At 44.5% G+C, this 16,351-nt stretch carries 15 protein-coding genes and 1 rRNA gene; 11 read left to right on the top strand and 5 right to left on the bottom strand.

Translation table 11 applies throughout. From position 1 onward, the window contains the following. The first annotated feature begins 265 nt into the window (after positions 1-265). Both rpe and A3IK_RS0113725 read left to right on the top strand, forming a co-directional pair. Positions 266-964: a ribulose-phosphate 3-epimerase gene (gene rpe / locus A3IK_RS0113730; RefSeq protein ID WP_020560557.1), complete on the top strand. Its 699-nt coding sequence runs from the start codon at positions 266-268 to the stop codon at positions 962-964. Further along, positions 965-1,642: a phosphoglycolate phosphatase gene (locus tag A3IK_RS0113725; RefSeq protein ID WP_020560556.1), complete on the top strand. Its 678-nt coding sequence runs from the start codon at positions 965-967 to the stop codon at positions 1,640-1,642. It abuts the gene before it with no gap. Positions 1,643-1,730: 88 nt separating this feature from the next. Here the strand turns inward: A3IK_RS0113725 and A3IK_RS19520 are convergent, their stop codons facing one another. After that, positions 1,731-2,945: a low temperature requirement protein A gene (locus tag A3IK_RS19520; protein WP_020560555.1), complete on the bottom strand. Its 1,215-nt coding sequence runs from the start codon at positions 2,943-2,945 to the stop codon at positions 1,731-1,733. A gap of 167 nt (positions 2,946-3,112) precedes the next feature. After that, positions 3,113-3,982: a pirin family protein gene (locus A3IK_RS0113715; protein WP_020560554.1), complete on the bottom strand. Its 870-nt coding sequence runs from the start codon at positions 3,980-3,982 to the stop codon at positions 3,113-3,115. A 349-nt stretch (positions 3,983-4,331) separates the two neighbouring features. On the opposite strand from A3IK_RS0113715, the gene A3IK_RS0113710 reads away from it, so the two are divergent. Beyond that, the gene (locus tag A3IK_RS0113710) at positions 4,332-5,141 is read left to right on the top strand and encodes a transglycosylase SLT domain-containing protein (protein WP_020560553.1); all 810 of its coding nucleotides are present in this window, start codon (positions 4,332-4,334) and stop codon (positions 5,139-5,141) included. Positions 5,142-5,216: 75 nt separating this feature from the next. Here A3IK_RS0113710 and A3IK_RS0113705 read toward each other — a convergent pair whose 3' ends face one another. Both A3IK_RS0113705 and A3IK_RS20460 read right to left on the bottom strand, forming a co-directional pair. Beyond that, entirely contained in the window at positions 5,217-6,494 is a 1,278-nt protein-coding gene (locus A3IK_RS0113705) for a D-amino acid dehydrogenase (RefSeq protein WP_020560552.1), read from the bottom strand. A 131-nt stretch (positions 6,495-6,625) separates the two neighbouring features. Further along, the gene (locus A3IK_RS20460; protein ID WP_020560551.1) at positions 6,626-7,642 is read right to left on the bottom strand and encodes an SH3 domain-containing protein; all 1,017 of its coding nucleotides are present in this window, start codon (positions 7,640-7,642) and stop codon (positions 6,626-6,628) included. A gap of 390 nt (positions 7,643-8,032) precedes the next feature. Between A3IK_RS20460 and trpE the strand changes: the two genes are divergently transcribed. The 8 genes from trpE to A3IK_RS0113655 all read left to right on the top strand — a co-directional run bounded on the left by trpE (position 8,033) and on the right by A3IK_RS0113655 (position 15,939). Continuing rightward, positions 8,033-9,511: an anthranilate synthase component I gene (gene trpE / locus A3IK_RS0113695; protein WP_020560550.1), complete on the top strand. Its 1,479-nt coding sequence runs from the start codon at positions 8,033-8,035 to the stop codon at positions 9,509-9,511. A gap of 11 nt (positions 9,512-9,522) precedes the next feature. Then, positions 9,523-10,107: an anthranilate synthase component II gene (locus A3IK_RS0113690; protein WP_020560549.1), complete on the top strand. Its 585-nt coding sequence runs from the start codon at positions 9,523-9,525 to the stop codon at positions 10,105-10,107. 9 nt (positions 10,108-10,116) lie between these two features. Continuing rightward, positions 10,117-10,557, top strand: a complete 441-nt coding sequence (locus A3IK_RS0113685; RefSeq protein WP_020560548.1) for an RDD family protein — start codon at positions 10,117-10,119, stop codon at positions 10,555-10,557. Positions 10,558-10,665: 108 nt separating this feature from the next. Beyond that, on the top strand, positions 10,666-12,150 hold the full coding sequence (locus A3IK_RS0113680; RefSeq protein WP_020560547.1) for a leucyl aminopeptidase: 1,485 nt from the start codon (positions 10,666-10,668) through the stop codon (positions 12,148-12,150). A gap of 7 nt (positions 12,151-12,157) precedes the next feature. Next, on the top strand, positions 12,158-12,583 hold the full coding sequence (locus A3IK_RS0113675; RefSeq protein ID WP_020560546.1) for a DNA polymerase III subunit chi: 426 nt from the start codon (positions 12,158-12,160) through the stop codon (positions 12,581-12,583). Between the two features lie 71 nt (positions 12,584-12,654). Next, on the top strand, positions 12,655-12,948 hold the full coding sequence (locus A3IK_RS19510) for a hypothetical protein (protein WP_020560545.1): 294 nt from the start codon (positions 12,655-12,657) through the stop codon (positions 12,946-12,948). A gap of 491 nt (positions 12,949-13,439) precedes the next feature. Then, entirely contained in the window at positions 13,440-14,732 is a 1,293-nt protein-coding gene (locus A3IK_RS0113660) for a DUF1800 domain-containing protein (protein ID WP_020560543.1), read from the top strand. A 70-nt stretch (positions 14,733-14,802) separates the two neighbouring features. Further along, the gene (locus A3IK_RS0113655) at positions 14,803-15,939 is read left to right on the top strand and encodes a DUF1501 domain-containing protein (protein ID WP_020560542.1); all 1,137 of its coding nucleotides are present in this window, start codon (positions 14,803-14,805) and stop codon (positions 15,937-15,939) included. A gap of 130 nt (positions 15,940-16,069) precedes the next feature. Here the strand turns inward: A3IK_RS0113655 and rrf are convergent. Beyond that, positions 16,070-16,185: ribosomal RNA gene (gene rrf / locus A3IK_RS0113650) — 5S ribosomal RNA — on the bottom strand. Between the last annotated feature and the right edge of the window lie 166 nt (positions 16,186-16,351).

Here is a 16,351-nt window from a genome sequence, read left to right as displayed (position 1 = left end):
CTCACAATTTCTCCCTCCTACGCCAGATGGCGACTAACTTACTTCGGTACAGCCAGACAAATAAGCATAGTCTCAAAGTACGGCGCAAGCAGGCCGCTTGGTCAACCGATTATCTCGCCGAACTCTTGGAGCCACTCATCCCTCTACAACAATAAAGATTCAAGCGATTGCCCTGTAACTCACCCTACCCAACAATGTTAAGCTAAATCCTATTTAGGCTTGGGCTAGAGTGGTTTATTATCCGTTTTTTGTATGGAAGACCCCCATGACACGCCAAACTGATGCTATTTCCGCCTCTATTCTGTCCGCCAACTTTGCCCGATTAGGTGAGGAAGTCGACCATGTACTCGCCTCCGGTGCAGATTTCGTCCATTTTGATGTGATGGATAATCATTATGTGCCGAATCTAACCATTGGCCCTATGGTCTGCGAAGCCCTGCGTAAGCATGGTGTTACCGCCCCCATTGATGTGCATTTAATGGTGAAACCGGTTGATCGCATTGTGCCCGATTTTGCCCAAGCCGGAGCGACTTACATTACCTTTCACCCCGAAGCCTCTGAGCATGTCGACCGTACCTTGCAATTGATCAAAAATGAGGGTTGTAAAGCTGGTTTAGTCTTTAACCCGGCTACCCCCTTAAGCATTCTCGAATATGTGATTGATAAGGTGGATATGATTCTACTCATGTCCGTCAATCCGGGCTTTGGTGGACAAAGCTTTATTCCCACGGCTTTAACTAAATTACGCCAAGTACGTCAGATCATTGATGCCTCAGGACGCGAGATTCGCCTAGAAGTCGACGGTGGGGTAAAAGCCTCGAATATTCGTGAGATTAAAGAGGCGGGAGCCGATACCTTTGTGGCAGGCTCCGCTATTTTTGGTGCTGCAAATGCGAATGACCCACAGCGCTATAATACGATTGTGCAGCAATTCCGAGCGCAATTAGCCGAGGCTCGCTTTTAAATGCCATTAAAACCTCAACTCGTCTTATGTGATTTAGATGGCACCTTAGTCGATAGTGTGCCGGATTTGGCGTATAGCATTGATCAAACCATGCTGGTTTTAGGCTTACCTGCGCGTGGAGAAGAGGCGGTACGGCATTGGGTGGGAAATGGTTTACAGAACTTAGTCGCCCGTGCGCTGTGTAATGATATGCACGGCAATGCTGACCCTGAACTACTCGCCAAAGCCTTGCCCATTTATATGAGCATCTATCGTCAGCATACCTCTGAACGCAGTCACGTTTATGATGGTGTGGTGGAAGGGTTAGACTATCTCAAGCAATGCTCTGAGCTAAAGCTAGGCTGTGTGACGAATAAGGCCGATCAATTTACTCAGGTGCTCTTAAAAGATATGGGATTAAGTGGGTATTTTGACTTAGTCATCAGTGGCGACACCCTACCTGAGAAAAAGCCACATCCTCTGCCTTTACTCCATGCAGCCGAGTATTTTGGAGTCAAACCCCAACATTGCCTCATGATTGGAGATTCTAAGTCGGATGTACAAGCCGCACGAGCGGCTGGCTTTCACATTATTTGTACTAGCTATGGTTATAATCATGGTGAAGATATTCGTAATTATCACCCTGACTATGTGATTGATTCGTTTGTTGAACTCAAGCAATTGATTACTTGTCGCTAGGCATTGATACTTGCCATCGCATCACTACGATGGCAAGTAGACTCAGTGGTGTTTTACTGATTGATGACAACCAGATGATTGATATTATTTAAGCGCTATGAGCTTGGGTATGCCGACTAGCCAGCACTTTCTCTTCTTGGCTATAGAGCCAAATCATAACGATGGGTGCTACAGCAATTACTAATACACTCACCCACATAGGCAATAAATGGGTCAATGCAATAGCAGAGGATAAAGTAGGCAATAATAGCGCTGCCAAAATAGCGGCTAGATTGTGTTTGCCCTCATTAACTACCGAGGCACGAATAATACTAAGGGTTAGCATATACACTGCGACCGCCACTGCAAGGGTAATAATAGCCATAGTAGGACTACCACTATGTTCGCCCGGATTATCAGTCAAATTATCTGCCACCAACTCTAATCCCGTCCCCACAGCAGCTAGAGCGGCAAAAATAAAGTAATGACCATAACCAAACATAAAGGCACGTTTTAAGCTACGCGCATGTAGGGCTTGAGCAAAGGGTACTTTGAAATATAGCCACCATAAGGCGAATACTAAGACCGTACCTGAAAATCCAATCAATAAAGCGTGTAGGATATCGACCTCACGCGCATTCATAATGGCATTACTAACCCCAATAATCCCCTCGCCTAATACGATAATGGTTAACAAGCCATAACGTTCGGCAATGTGATGGGAATGCCAAGGGGTATTCTTATCACGCTCAGCGAGTAACGGTACTAGTAACTCACCCGCCATGAAAAACATCATGGAGGTAAGACGTGCGACTAACCCCATATCCTGAGTCACTAAATACCAAATCACCCACAAAACCTGCATCACTAAAAGGCCATAGGCATAACGGCGGGCTGTAGTGGCATATTCGGGGTCATCCTTAGCGACTCGCAGCCAAAGGGAAATCATAGCTACACGCATCACGATATAGCCCAATAGCCCTAGCAAGGCATCGCCATTGAAAAAGCCTTTCATACCAGCAGCCATAATCAAAGCGCCCGCCATCTGTACCATAGATATCAAGCGGAAATAGGTATCATCGCTATCAAACGCGGAAGAAAACCAAGTGTAATTCATCCATGCCCACCACATCGGGATGAAAATGGCGAGATAAATGACAATACCCTCGTAATGATGCTCAACTAAGGCATGATGCAAAGAGGAAGCACAGGCTCCCACCGCCACCACAAACACTAAATCATAAAATAGTTCTAGTGGAGTAGCCGCCCGATGCTCTTCGTGTATATTGCGACCCGACATACGGTTGATTAAAAGCCGTTTCATCCCTATCTCCAAGCAACTCGTATAGCCCTATCGGCCTGTCTATAATACAACCGCCCTAGTCCAGTGTGCATGCTCTGCACACTGAGCAAGCTACCTATCATTCTAGATGACATACTACGTCCTATAGTGATTTAAGAGGGCGTCATTCTGTCATGTTTTAGGGAGTTTTACAGCCGCCCCATTTTACCACGTTGATAGTCCTGCATCGCCTGACGGATTTCTTGCTGGGTATTCATTACAAAAGGCCCATGTCCTACCACTGGCTCATTTAACGGCTCTCCGGTGAGCAGTAGTATTTTGGCATCGGTGGTACTTTCCACATGAATAGTGCTGCCCTCATGCTCAAATAAGCCCACCTCCGCTTCATTGACCGTATGGGAGCGATTGACTTGTACCTGTCCTTGTAAGACCAACAGCACAGTAGAATGTCCCTCTGGCACAACCACATCCAACGCCGCCCCCGCATTGAGGCGCATATCCCACATATTAATAGGGGTATGAGTATGAGCAGAGCCTTGTTTCCCCTCAAACTCGCCTGCGATCACGCGCACATAACCTTGATTATTCGCCAGTGTTGCAACTGGAATATCGCTATCAAGAATGCCCTGATAACCGGGTGGGTTCATCTTATCCTTAGCCGGCAGATTGACCCATAACTGCACTATTTCAAAACGTCCGCCGCGCTGTGCAAACTCACGGCCATGAAACTCTTCATGTACCAGACCACCTGCAGCCGTCATCCATTGCACATCGCCTTTACCAATTTTCCCACCCGCACCGGAGGAGTCACGATGTTCTACTTCACCGTCATACACAATAGTCACGGTTTCAAAACCACGGTGCGGATGCTCACCCACCCCTAAGCGTTTTTCAGTGGGAAGAAAATCATAAGGGCCTGCATAGTCCAATAATAAAAAGGGACTTTGCATCTCATCTAAGCCACTGTTATAGGACAACAAAGTACGTACTGGAAACCCATCACCTACCCAATGTCCGTGGGGATTACGTAGTACACGATAGAGTTGCTTCTCTTTCATATTCAAACCTTTATTAAAACAGTGGAACAGCAGCCTATGAGTCAGCACAATAGCTCGTGCTTAAATTCGCTAGGTCTTCATCTCTCATCACGACAATATGGGGACTATTACGACATTTACAAGCAGGCTAAGGCGTTCGCTAAAACCAACTCCATCTATTCCCTTACTATTACCCTATATCGGATTATACTGCAGCATTTGCTTAAGCTAGGGGGGATAATTACAGGAATATCTAAACTTAGGGTATATAGCTTCTGTGCTTTAGTCGCAATGAGAACCATCAGTGCCGTCACGGCTTGATGATTAAATAAACTTATTATTTTTACGCTCAAATAAGGACTTACTACTAATGCAGCGTCTTTTATTAAGCTTTATGCTTGGCTTAATCATTATGGCTCCCTTGAGTCATGCCAACGATAAAGCCGACTGGGATACTATACTGCCGGCTAAAACTAGTGACTTAACTTTAAAAAAATTAGCCGAGCGCCATGCAGCTCTATTTGATTACTTTGTGAAAAATTCCTTACAAGGTAAAGGAAAAAAAGTATTTAATAAAGTAAAAGCTAAAGTCGCTACCAATATGCGCTGGCTTAATTCTGCGAGAACCAATGATTACAATGAGGCATTTAAACGCTCCTATCCTTTTGTCTCGACTTATGATTTAAAAGGTATGCCCGATAGCATTTTTCTACTGGCCTATATGGAGTCGCAATGGCACGGCAAACGGGGTAATAAATCGGCTGACTATGGCTATTGGCAAATGGTTCCGGAGGTACTCAGTGAGCTAAAAACCCTACCCTATTTACCGAGTAAAATTCGGGGGGGGCATCTGAATAAAATTAGAGAACACGAGCTTCTCAGTACGCAAGCGGCTCAAGCCCATTTACATCGTTATCACTTTTATTTTGCTAAGGTAGCACAATATTCCGAAACGGACTCATGGCTCTTAACCTTTACAGCGTTTAATTGGGGAGCGGGTAATGTCAAGCGCTTAATGGAGCAAGTGGTAAATGATGGTTTAGAAGCTAATTATTCTAATTTTTATTATTATCTCTATCAGCTTTATCAAAAGACCCCTGATGATAGATCACTGAGGGCAGCGGTGGAGTATGTACCTAAACTGTGGCATTTAGCGCAATTGATTCATGAAGTGAATTAACTCAAAGTTAGGCTGCCGAAGATTTGGTAAATCTTCGACAGCTATACCCTAACTCTCTCCCCCCGTATAGTTTTGCTAGGTTCTTACCTTATTAGCAAAACTATAACGATCCATTCCTAAGCTGTTCATATCAATAGCGGGTGCTTGACCTGCTACTAAATCCGCCACTAACTTGCCAGATCCGCAGGCCATTGTCCATCCTAATGTACCATGTCCGGCATTAATGAATAAATTTTTATACGGTGTAGCCCCGATAATAGGCGTGCCATCCGGCGTCATAGGACGCAAACCTGTCCAGAAATTATCCTGACTCATATCCGCTGCCTTGGGGAACATATCCGACAGGACAAAGCGCACCGTTTCACGCCGTTCATTACGCAAACGTAAATCAAAACCCGTTAGCTCGGCGGTTCCCGCTACGCGAACTCGATCACCTAAACGGGTAATGGCGACCTTATAGGTTTCATCCATCACCGTTGACACCGGAGCCGCCTCTGGATTAGTAACAGGTACGGTAATGGAGTAGCCCTTCACGGGATAAATCGGAATATCAATCCCAATCGGGCGCAATAATTGCGGTGAGAAACTACCCAAAGCCATCACATAGCTATCGGCAGTCATCAGCCCTTGATTGGTTTGTATTCCCGTGATTTGGGTATTGGCGGTTTGAATAGCTTGTACCGCGACCCCATATTTAAACTCTACCCCTAAACCTTGCGCTATCTGGGCGAGATTTTGGGTAAACATAAAACAATCACCCGTTTCATCTAAAGGCAAACGTAGTCCCCCTTTGATTTTATCCCGCACATAATGCAGCCCAGGCTCTGCCGCAATACACCCCTCTACATCTAAACGCTCATAGGGCACATTACAGGCATCAAGGATATCGGTATCTTGCTTAGAACCTTGCAGTTGTTTATCAGTACGAAATACTTGCAGGGTGCCTTGGGTGCGTTGATCGTATTGAATATTCGTTTCTTGGCGCAGCTCATCTATCATCACGCGGCTATATTCGGCAATCCGTAGCATGCGACTTTTATTAATATCGTACCGTGACACAGTACAATTACGTAGCATCATGACCATAAAGCGCAACATAGGCCAATCCACTTGACTAGCACGAATCGCCAAAGGAGAGTGTTCGCTTAGCATCCACTTAACGGCCTTCATGGGAATACCAGGCCCTGCCCAAGGAGCAGAGTAGCCCGGCGAAATTTGCCCTGCATTCGCGAAACTGGTTTCCATGCCAGAATGTGGTTGACGCTCTAATACCGTCACCGTATGGCCTTGCTTCGCTAGATAATAAGCGGTAGTGGTGCCAATAACCCCGCTCCCAATAATCACAATATGCATGCCTGCTCTACTCCAAATAGGGTAATTTTATTACGTGTTGCTGACAGGCGGTATGTTACCCAATTCTGTACTGTGTTTGATAGTAGAGCATGCTGGACTCGACGGTTGCGTCTGTTGTTAAAGAGGTGGATTTACTGGTTTATATCTCTTTCACGACAACTAAGTGAGGAGAAATCACCTTTTGGCAAAGGGGATTTTAGCTTCAGACCACTCAGCTCTTCTTTAAGATTAATATGCTCGCTAACACTACAACCGTTTTTACTCGCAAACGCGGCTAAGCCATCCCCACCTTCCACCGTTTTGACAATGACCCCCACACCAGGACTCACACAACAACCGATGTATTCACTCATATACTCCTCTTCAATCACCACCAGACTATGCCCCATAAAAGGAGCGGGCTGTTTTAAGAGGTAATAGTCGGTATAGTCAGCTCGTCCGTTAGGTTTCTTGCCAATAAGCCCCGCCTTCATATAGGCTTGAATCGCTTTCCCAGAGTCTGCCATACGCTCCTCACCACCCGATTTCAAGCGCAGTGCATTTATCAAACCTTCTTCAATAGTAGTTTTGTTGGAGCTTTTGGTTGAGGTTTCTTTTTTGGCTCCACCCACTGGAATCAGAAAACTATCAAACACATAACCAAAAGAACTTTCCCATTCTATTTTCACCCATTCGCCTGATTTACCACTAATGGAATCCTTTTCCCCAGTCCTTTCTATGATTTTGACTTTGCCATTGACGGGAACGCTACCTATTTTCTTGCCTGTTACGCCCGCCGCATCACGTACTGTCAAGGCTGGCTCTGCGGTAGATAGATACCAACTTTCCTCGGAACTGGCCTTTGAGCAACGCCCTTTAGTAACGGCTGCAATATCACCCATCCCATGCTCTGGGTTTAATGTTAGGCAAACGGGAGTCCCTTTTTTCTCTGACTCCGTGAGGTATTCGCCTCCTTTTACGCTATCGTTGGCAACATAAATATAATATTCCTTACCCGCTGCGGTGGTAAAAGTAAAGCCATCCCCTGACTCTGAAAACTCTCCTATTTTTTTAATGACCGCTGTCACTTGATCCGGTGCTGCCATACTGACTGGGGATGCTGCAAGCGCCATGCATGCAATTGCCATAGTGAGCTTAATATTCGCCATATATTTCTCTCGTTTTAACATTAGTTTGTTTTGACACTCTCTCCATCCTAAAGAACAGCGCCACCGGGCAAGACCGTACTCTTACTCACCTATTAGCTCTATCTTTCAGATTCTTAGGATTAATATAGCTAATCTAATCGATAATGGCGGTATTATTTTAAAAGAGCCTAAACTGAAGTTAGGCTCTGTCTTTCGGATAGATAGTTGCCAATTAACACATAAGCAACTATTCACAAATCCTGTGCCTATGCTAGACTCTGGCTTCTATTCAATACTCGATAGTTGAATCATTATGTTGATATGCAATAAAACAAGGCGATGGCGTCTCTCCAGTTAAGTTAAACCTAACCAACTGGCTTTTTTCGTAATTGTTTTATTGGATGACTCTTCATGAATCGGAATGAATTTGACCGTTATATTGCGGCAGGCTTTAATCGTATTCCCGTCTCACGCCGTATTTTGGCTGATCTTGATACCCCCCTCAGTGCCTACTTAAAATTAGCTGATAAACCCTATACTTATCTCTTTGAATCGGTTCAAGGAGGGGAAAAATGGGGACGCTACTCGATTATTGGCTTAGCCGCTAAAACGGTGATTCGAGTTTATGAGCATCGAATTGAAGTCCATCAAGCACAGCGTGGCATTGAGTATTTTGAAGCGCAAGATCCTCTTGCTTGGATCGAAGACTATCAAGCTCAATTTAAAGTACCTGATCTGCCTGACCTGCCCCGTTTTAATGGTGGTCTAGTGGGGTATTTTGGCTATGATACGATTCGTTATATTGAGCCTAAACTGGCTAAAACGACTAAACCTGATCCTATTGCTACACCTGATATCTTACTGATGGTCTCGGATGAGGTCATTGTGTTTGATAATCTACGCGGTGAAATGCATCTCATCGTATTAAGCGATGCCACTAGCTTTGAGGCTTCACAGCGTCGCCTAGATACCTTAGAGACTCAACTACAAGAAGCACGTCGCCTCTACCAAGCTAGCCACAGCTCTTACGCTATTGATGAACAAGACTTTGTATCGGGTTTTACCGAACAAGGTTTTAAGGACGCGGTTACTAAAGCACGCGAATACATTACTGCAGGCGATATCATGCAAGTGGTACTCTCACAACGGATGAGCCTACCTTTTAATGCGCCGCCACTGGATTTATATCGTGCGTTACGCCGCTTGAACCCTTCACCTTATATGTATTTCTTAAATCTGGATGATTTCTATATCGTAGGCTCCTCTCCAGAAATACTAGTCCATTTAGAGGATAATACGGTTACGGTACGTCCTATTGCAGGTACACGTCGACGTGGTCTTACCGAAGAGCAAGACAAAGCCTTAGAACAAGAGTTGCTTAATGACCCCAAAGAACTCGCCGAACATTTAATGCTTATTGATCTCGGACGCAATGATACCGGACGCGTGAGTCAGATTGGTTCGGTACAGCTAACCGATAAGATGGTGGTTGAGCGTTATTCGCATGTCATGCACATTGTTTCTAATGTCACAGGCGCACTTCTACCGAATCAAACCGCCATGGATGTACTACGTGCTACCTTCCCTGCCGGTACGGTCAGTGGAGCACCCAAAATTCGCGCCATGGAAATTATTGACGAGCTAGAGCCAGTCAAACGTGGGATCTACTCCGGTGCGGTAGGCTATATTGCATGGAATGGTAATATGGATACCGCCATAGCGATTCGTACTGCAGTGATTAAAGATGAGCAGCTCTATATTCAAGCCGGTGCGGGTATAGTTTACGACTCCGTGCCTCAGGCCGAATGGGATGAGACTATGAATAAGGGGCGTGCCGTCTTTAAGGCCGCTCAGGTAGCATTAGCCGGTCTAAATGGTAATCAGGGTTGAGGAGTAACACGATGAAGATTTTAATGATTGATAACTACGACTCCTTTACCTTTAATCTAGTGCAATATCTAGGCGAGTTAGGAGCCGAGGTTATTGTAAAGCGTAATGATGAGATTCCCGTCGAAGCTATTGATGACATTGCACCAGATAAAATCATGCTCTCTCCAGGGCCTTGTACGCCGAATGAGGCGGGTATTTCACTAGCTACCATTCAACGTTATCAGGGACATATTCCTATCTTTGGTGTGTGCCTAGGTCATCAAGCGATTGGACAAGCATTTGGCGGGCGGGTGATTCGCGCTAAATCGATTATGCATGGTAAGACCTCGCAGATTTATCACACAGGCATAGGGGTATTTAGTGATTTGCCTAGTCCTTATCGGGCGACACGTTACCACTCTCTAGTCATTGAGCAAACTACGCTGCCAGCGTGTTTGGAGATTACCGCTTGGACTCAAAATGCGGATGGCTCCATGGATGAGATTATGGGAGTACGCCATAAAACCTTAGCGGTAGAAGGTGTACAGTTTCACCCCGAATCCATTTTGACGGAACATGGTCATGCTATGTTGCAAAACTTTTTAAACGGTCGTTAATTAGGAAATATGTTAGTGGTTGAACCCGTCAGTTTATTACGGCGCTTAGGAGCCATGTTTTATGACATGATGCTGATTGGGGCAACCGTCCTAATTATAGGTGGGATTATTAATACAATAGTGAGTCAACTGTTGGGCTTGCCAGAAATCCCGCCTCGCTCCACTTTGGCAAATCTACTATTTCTCCTTGAAATACTAATGATTTATGGTCTATTAGGTTGGTTTTGGACACATGGTGGACAGACCTTAGGGATGCGGGCTTGGAAAATTAAAGTGGTGACGTTTGAAGGTAAGCCTCTCAATTGGCAACAGGCTAGCGTGCGTTTTATAGTCAGCCTCATGAGTTTGCTCATGCTGGGGGCTGGTTTTGTAATGGCGTTATTTGATCCTGATAAAATGACATGGCACGACCGCTATTCACGCACCAAACTAATACCTGCACCTCGTTAATAGAATAGTTTTTACGCTAATATTTGCAAAATAGGACGCACTGCAGCCAGCGCTTTGGCTGTGCTATAGTGCCATCCTTTCACTCTATGCCACTAAAGGATTTTCCACATGCAATATGCCTTTCAAGCGGAAGTCAATCCCACTACCTTAGCAACCGATTGTGTGATTGTTGGAGTTTATGCTGATAAGATTTTATCTCAAGCAGCGGCCTTACTAGATGAGACTAGTGAAAATGCTTTGCAACAACACCTAGCATTGGCTGACTTTACAGGTGAAAGAAATACTAGCAGCCTGCTCTATAAAGTTAAAAATATTACCAGCCCACGCGTCTTATTAGTAGGATTAGGTGATCAAGCCAAATTCAACCTAGAGAGCTTAAATCAAGCTACACGTACCACCGCTAATGTGTTGAAAAAAGCTAATCTAACTCAGGTTAGCTCATTTTTAGTTCAAGAACTAGCGACTGAACAACAGGCTGCAGCTATTCGTCAGAGCCTATTGACCTTAGGCGATGTGTTCTACACGTTTAATGTTTATAAAAGCAAACCTGAAACAGCTCCAACCCTGACCCAGTGGACGTTAGCCCAAACCAATCAAGGGGAAGGTGAGGCCGCTTTACAACAAGGTCTAGCCATTCAGCGCGGTGCTTATTTGGCGCGTGACTTAGGTAATGCGCCGGGTAATGTGTGTACCCCCACTTATTTAGCTAAAACCGCACAATCCCTAGCCGATCGTCACTCACAGGTGCAAATCACCGTATTGGAAGAAAGTGATATGGAAGCTCTCGGTATGGGGTCTTTTATGTCCGTATCCAAAGGTAGTGAACAACCCGGTAAAATGATTGTTTTAAACTATCAAGGTGCGGGGGCAGAGCTAGCCCCGATTGTCTTGGTGGGTAAAGGGATTACCTTTGATACCGGCGGTATTTCCCTAAAGCCCGGCTTGGCGATGGATGAAATGAAATATGACATGGGTGGAGCCGCTAGTGTATTGGGTAGTTTCCAAGCCTGTGTAGAAATGCGCCTGCCCCTGAATGTGGTGATGATTATTGCAGCGGCTGAAAATATGCCCAGCGGACGTGCTAGCAAACCCGGTGATATTGTCACCAGTATGTCTGGCAAAACCATTGAAATCCTCAATACTGATGCGGAAGGACGTTTGGTACTCTGCGATGCTCTGACCTATGCCGAGCGCTTTAAACCGGCTGCAGTAGTCGATGTAGCAACGTTAACAGGAGCTTGTATTACTGCTCTAGGCCATCATACGGCTGGTTTACTCAGTAATAATGATGCCTTAGCCGCTGAACTATGGAGTGCCGGTCAACAAGCCGATGATGAAGTATGGCGCTTACCCATGAATGATAAGTATCAAGAGCAGCTTAAAAGTAATTTTGCCGATATGGCGAATATTGGTGGCCCTGCTGGGGGTACGATTACGGCAGCCTGCTTCTTAGCCCGCTTTACGGAAAGCTATCCGTGGGCGCATTTAGATATTGCGGGTGTGGCGTGGAAAAGTGGTGCGGCTAAAGGCTCTACCGGGCGTCCTGTCCCCTTATTGACGCAATGGTTATTAAATCGCGCTCAGGTTGCCTAACACGGTTATGACCCATATTCGTTTTTATGTGCTGAAATCGAATCAATTACAAGCAAGATTAACCCTTGCTTGTAAACTGATTGAGAAAGCCTATAGCCAACAATTAAAAACCTATATTCATACCGACAATGCCGCTATGAGTTTGCAGTTAGATGATTTATTGTGGACTTATAATGACTTTAGCTTTATGCCCCACGAATTAGCCCCTAGTGCTAACAAAGATACTCTGATTCTTATTGGACATGATTATGAGCCGCTAGAGCATTGTGATTATTTAATTAATCTCTCAGCGACGATGCCCGCCTTTTTTGCCCGCTTTGAGCGCTTTGCAGAAATTTTAGATCAAAACGAAGCCATTTTACACGCTGGTCGTAAACGCTACCAATTTTATCGTGATCGCGGCTATACTCTAGACTATCATATACTCAATTAGCTACCCCAACCCCAAGGCTAGCTGAGTGTAAGAGTGTTACCCAACTTAATTTACAAGCGATAAAAAACATAATGTCTAAACACGACCGTTTTGATACTACTATTCGTATTCCGGTGGTCACTGATTTAGTAGCTCCTGGGGATGCCGACGTCATCCGCAGAGCACGTGAACGTAACCCACGCGCGTTAGGATCCTCTTATGAGCATACGCTTAAAATACGCATGGCTGATATTCAATCAGCAACCGGACAGGATGAATACGGAAAACTAGGTCGCGCCCATGCGATTCGTTCAGAAAGTAATAAGCGCCCTGCCTCCTCTGATTTAGCCGCTGAACCTGCTGCTAAAAAGGCTATTCACGAATAGCTCTCAGCCCTTCATTTAAAACCCCTAATAACTTCTCTCGCTCAGACCTAGCTGTGGTCTGGGCGATTTGCTTTATCTTCTCATTATGCTTCATTACTTCAGCATTCATTTACTCTCGCTTTGCTAAAATATAAAACATAGGCTAAATACCAACCATTAATTCGACGGAATATGCGTTAAAAATATGCAAATACCAAGATTACTGGCAGATTTATGTTTACTAAAGAAGCCTACACTGTTAACTGCAAATAGAGCTTGCCCCCTATCAGAATTAGAGTCTCGTTTCAAGGTGATGGGTTATGTTAGGTTATGGCGGCTTGTAGTTCACTGAAAAGGTTATTAGATGAAGTATTTAATGCTTGCTTGTTTAACCCATTTATGGCTACAGTTTGTAGTGTTCAGACTCATGAGTATAACAAAATGGTTTACAACTCATTAAATAACAATCACCATAGGTTATACTAATTTTAACTAAATAAAGCTATTGAATTATGCAAGTACTCACATTCAGTGATGCTCGTCATCTTGTAGCTCGCACAGGACTAGGTGCTGAGTGGGAGACAATACAAAGGCTGGTGGGCAAACCGAGAGCAGTGGCAGTTGATTTAGTATTAAATCAGCCTATTAGCTTGCCGGGTGCTCCTCCTGCTATGTCGCCATGGAACAAGTTAGAGCCCTTAAGACAAGTTAATCCACAAGGTCGCAAACAAGCCTGGGTGATTGCCCAACAAGAGGGAAAATTACTTCAAGGTTGGTGGCTTAATCATCTGATCCGTACTAGATCGCCGGTGGTTGAGCGTATGACCTTGTTTTGGCATGGCTTATTCACTTCCTCTATTCAAAAAACCTTACAACCCAGTTTTCTCTATAAACAGAATGTATTATTACGTCATTATGCGTTAGGTAATTTCAGATACCTACTCCATGAGATAGCCAAAGATCCTGCTATGTTGGTTTATCTAGATGGTCATCAGAATATGCGTTCTAGCCCTAACGAAAATTTTGCCCGTGAACTCCTAGAGCTATTCACCCTAGGGCGCGGTTATTATCGTGAATCGGATGTTAAGGCAGCCACACAAGCTTTCACGGGTTGGAGTCTAGACCCGAATAACGGGACTTTTGTCAAAAGACCTGACCAACACAGTTCTAAACGAGTCACTTTTCTAGGCCGTACGGGTCAATTTGATGGTGATGAGATTATAGATATCCTGCTCCAACACCCTCGCACTGCTGAGCATATTGTTACCCTATTATGGCGTGAATTTATCAATCCTGTGCGTTTAGATCAGGGGATTATTCGGCACTTAGCCCAAGCATTTAGACAAAGTGATTACGATATAAGAGCACTCATGCGAGCCTTATTAAATCATGAAGCGTTTTGGGTAAAATATAACCGTGGCACGATTACTAAATCACCTATTGAAATTTTAATAGGGACTATTCGTATGGTGCCTTATCCACAAGAAGGTATTACTGAGCTGGTCAATTTATGCCGACTATTAGGGCAAGAACTCTTTGACCCTCCTAATGTTAAGGGCTGGGCCGGTGATCAACATTGGGTTAATAGCCAAACCTTATTAGTAAGAACTTCTTATTTAACTAAGTTATCCCGTGGTAATTTAAATCGGCGCGTATTTACTGGATTAGATTTACCTCAAACGAGTAATGAGCGCTTACAAGAATGGATGCTTGCTGTACCTGCGGTAAATCCATTACCTAGAATACCCGGAGATAGGCGTTTGGTGCGTGGTCTATTACTAGATCCAGCATTCCAAGTAGTCTAATGATATTAATCAATAATTATCGAATTATGATGAATAATTCTTTAGTGTGTAGCGCGAGTATTAAAACTCTATGAAACGGCGTGATTTTTTGAAGGTAGCGGCAACACTACCTACTCTTAGCCTTTTACCTCTCACTAGTGAAGCGGCTCCCGGCAGCCCCGATCGAATTGTGGTATTTGTCAAATTAGGTGGTGGTAATGACGGCCTAAATATGGTGGTTCCCTATCAGGATCCACAATATTATCGTTTACGTCCTACGATTGCTGTGCCTAGGCATTTAGCTCTACCTTTAGAACAAAATATGGCATTAAACCCTTATATGAAAGCGTTAATGCCGTTTTGGAAAGCTGGAGAAATTGCTTGGATACAGGGAATAGGTTATCCAAACACTGACCTTTCCCATTTCCGCTCCTTAGATATTTGGGAAACTGCTTCTGCTCAATATAGATCAGAAGGCTGGCTCAATAATATCCTCCCGCGTTTTAAACAGGGATTACATGGTATTATTTTAGATGAAAACGCAGGGCCTTTTTGTGGTAAAGATTGCAACGCAATTACTATGCAAAGTCCCGAAGTTTTTTTAAGTCAGGTTAGTTTAATACAAGATATTAGGCCAAACGCAACTAGTCCAGCTTTAAGGCATATTACCCAAGTACAGCATCAGCTTTATGCAGCGGGTGAGCAATTACGTACCAAAATGTCACGCCCACAAGGACTCAATGTTCCGTTTTCAACCAGTGTGTTTGGTCGCCGTCTAGAGTCTGTTGCCAAAATGATTATCAATGGGGTAGATGCCGTCGCTTACAAAGTAGAGCTAGATGGTTTTGATACGCATGTTAATCAAGTCGATACTCAAAGTAATCTGCTACAACATTTATCGGTTGGCCTCTCATCCTTTGCTAATGCAATGAAAGCGGCGGGTAAATGGGATAATGTCTTAGTAGTCACTTATTCAGAGTTTGGACGCAGAGTGCAAGAAAATTATGGTCGAGGTACGGATCATGGCGCAGGCTCAACGCATCTTGTGATGGGAGGAAGAGTGCGTGGTGGTTTACATGGTGATAGACCACGATTAAATGAACTGGATCATAATATGAATTTAGCTAGCCCCATCGATTTTCGTAAGTTATACGGAACCATTACCCAAAACTGGTGGCGACAAAGAAATCCTTGGGCTGGATTAGGCGTATTACCTATTCTCAGTTAGCTAACAAACAGTAATCTAGCACCTGATGGAATGATTATTCCGTTGGGTGCTGATATGGGTTATATGATACTTAATCTCCAGAAACAAAAAAGCCTCGTCAGATGATCATCCAACGAGGCTCAGAAATCAAGCTTGGCACTGACCTACTCTCACATGGGGAAACCCCACACTACCATCGGCGATACTGCGTTTCACTTCTGAGTTCGGGATGGGATCAGGTGGTTCCACAGCTCTATGGGTGCCAAGCAAACTACTAGGGTATACGATGCAGGTTCTTGGTCTTCTCGTAGTGGTTTTGAGTTATGCATGAATCATCTATCAATGATCCACCACTCTCGTCACTACAGGGCCTACATCACCCAATTCAGGAAAGTCATCAAACTCGTGTACTGTATACTGTATCAATCTCTTG

It is taken from the genome of Thiofilum flexile DSM 14609 (genome assembly GCF_000380185.1).
Taxonomy (GTDB): Bacteria; Pseudomonadota; Gammaproteobacteria; order Thiotrichales; family Thiotrichaceae; genus Thiofilum; species Thiofilum flexile.
This window is presented reverse-complemented; position numbering and strand designations above follow the sequence as displayed.

Bases quoted from the DNA above. Each gene is read 5' to 3' on its own strand.
- rpe (WP_020560557.1), top strand. From the start codon at position 266: ATGACACGCCAAACTGATGCTATTTCCGCCTCTATTCTGTCCGCCAAC.
- A3IK_RS0113680 (WP_020560547.1), top strand. From the start codon at position 10,666: ATGCAATATGCCTTTCAAGCGGAAGTCAATCCCACTACCTTAGCAACC.
- A3IK_RS0113655 (WP_020560542.1), top strand. From the start codon at position 14,803: ATGAAACGGCGTGATTTTTTGAAGGTAGCGGCAACACTACCTACTCTT.
- A3IK_RS0113725 (WP_020560556.1), top strand. From the start codon at position 965: ATGCCATTAAAACCTCAACTCGTCTTATGTGATTTAGATGGCACCTTA.
- A3IK_RS0113685 (WP_020560548.1), top strand. From the start codon at position 10,117: ATGTTAGTGGTTGAACCCGTCAGTTTATTACGGCGCTTAGGAGCCATG.
- A3IK_RS0113660 (WP_020560543.1), top strand. From the start codon at position 13,440: ATGCAAGTACTCACATTCAGTGATGCTCGTCATCTTGTAGCTCGCACA.
- trpE (WP_020560550.1), top strand. From the start codon at position 8,033: ATGAATCGGAATGAATTTGACCGTTATATTGCGGCAGGCTTTAATCGT.
- A3IK_RS0113675 (WP_020560546.1), top strand. From the start codon at position 12,158: ATGACCCATATTCGTTTTTATGTGCTGAAATCGAATCAATTACAAGCA.
- A3IK_RS0113710 (WP_020560553.1), top strand. From the start codon at position 4,332: ATGCAGCGTCTTTTATTAAGCTTTATGCTTGGCTTAATCATTATGGCT.
- A3IK_RS0113705 (WP_020560552.1), bottom strand. From the start codon at position 6,494: ATGCATATTGTGATTATTGGGAGCGGGGTTATTGGCACCACTACCGCT.
- A3IK_RS0113690 (WP_020560549.1), top strand. From the start codon at position 9,523: ATGAAGATTTTAATGATTGATAACTACGACTCCTTTACCTTTAATCTA.
- A3IK_RS20460 (WP_020560551.1), bottom strand. From the start codon at position 7,642: ATGGCGAATATTAAGCTCACTATGGCAATTGCATGCATGGCGCTTGCA.
- A3IK_RS0113715 (WP_020560554.1), bottom strand. From the start codon at position 3,982: ATGAAAGAGAAGCAACTCTATCGTGTACTACGTAATCCCCACGGACAT.
- A3IK_RS19510 (WP_020560545.1), top strand. From the start codon at position 12,655: ATGTCTAAACACGACCGTTTTGATACTACTATTCGTATTCCGGTGGTC.
- A3IK_RS19520 (WP_020560555.1), bottom strand. From the start codon at position 2,945: ATGAAACGGCTTTTAATCAACCGTATGTCGGGTCGCAATATACACGAA.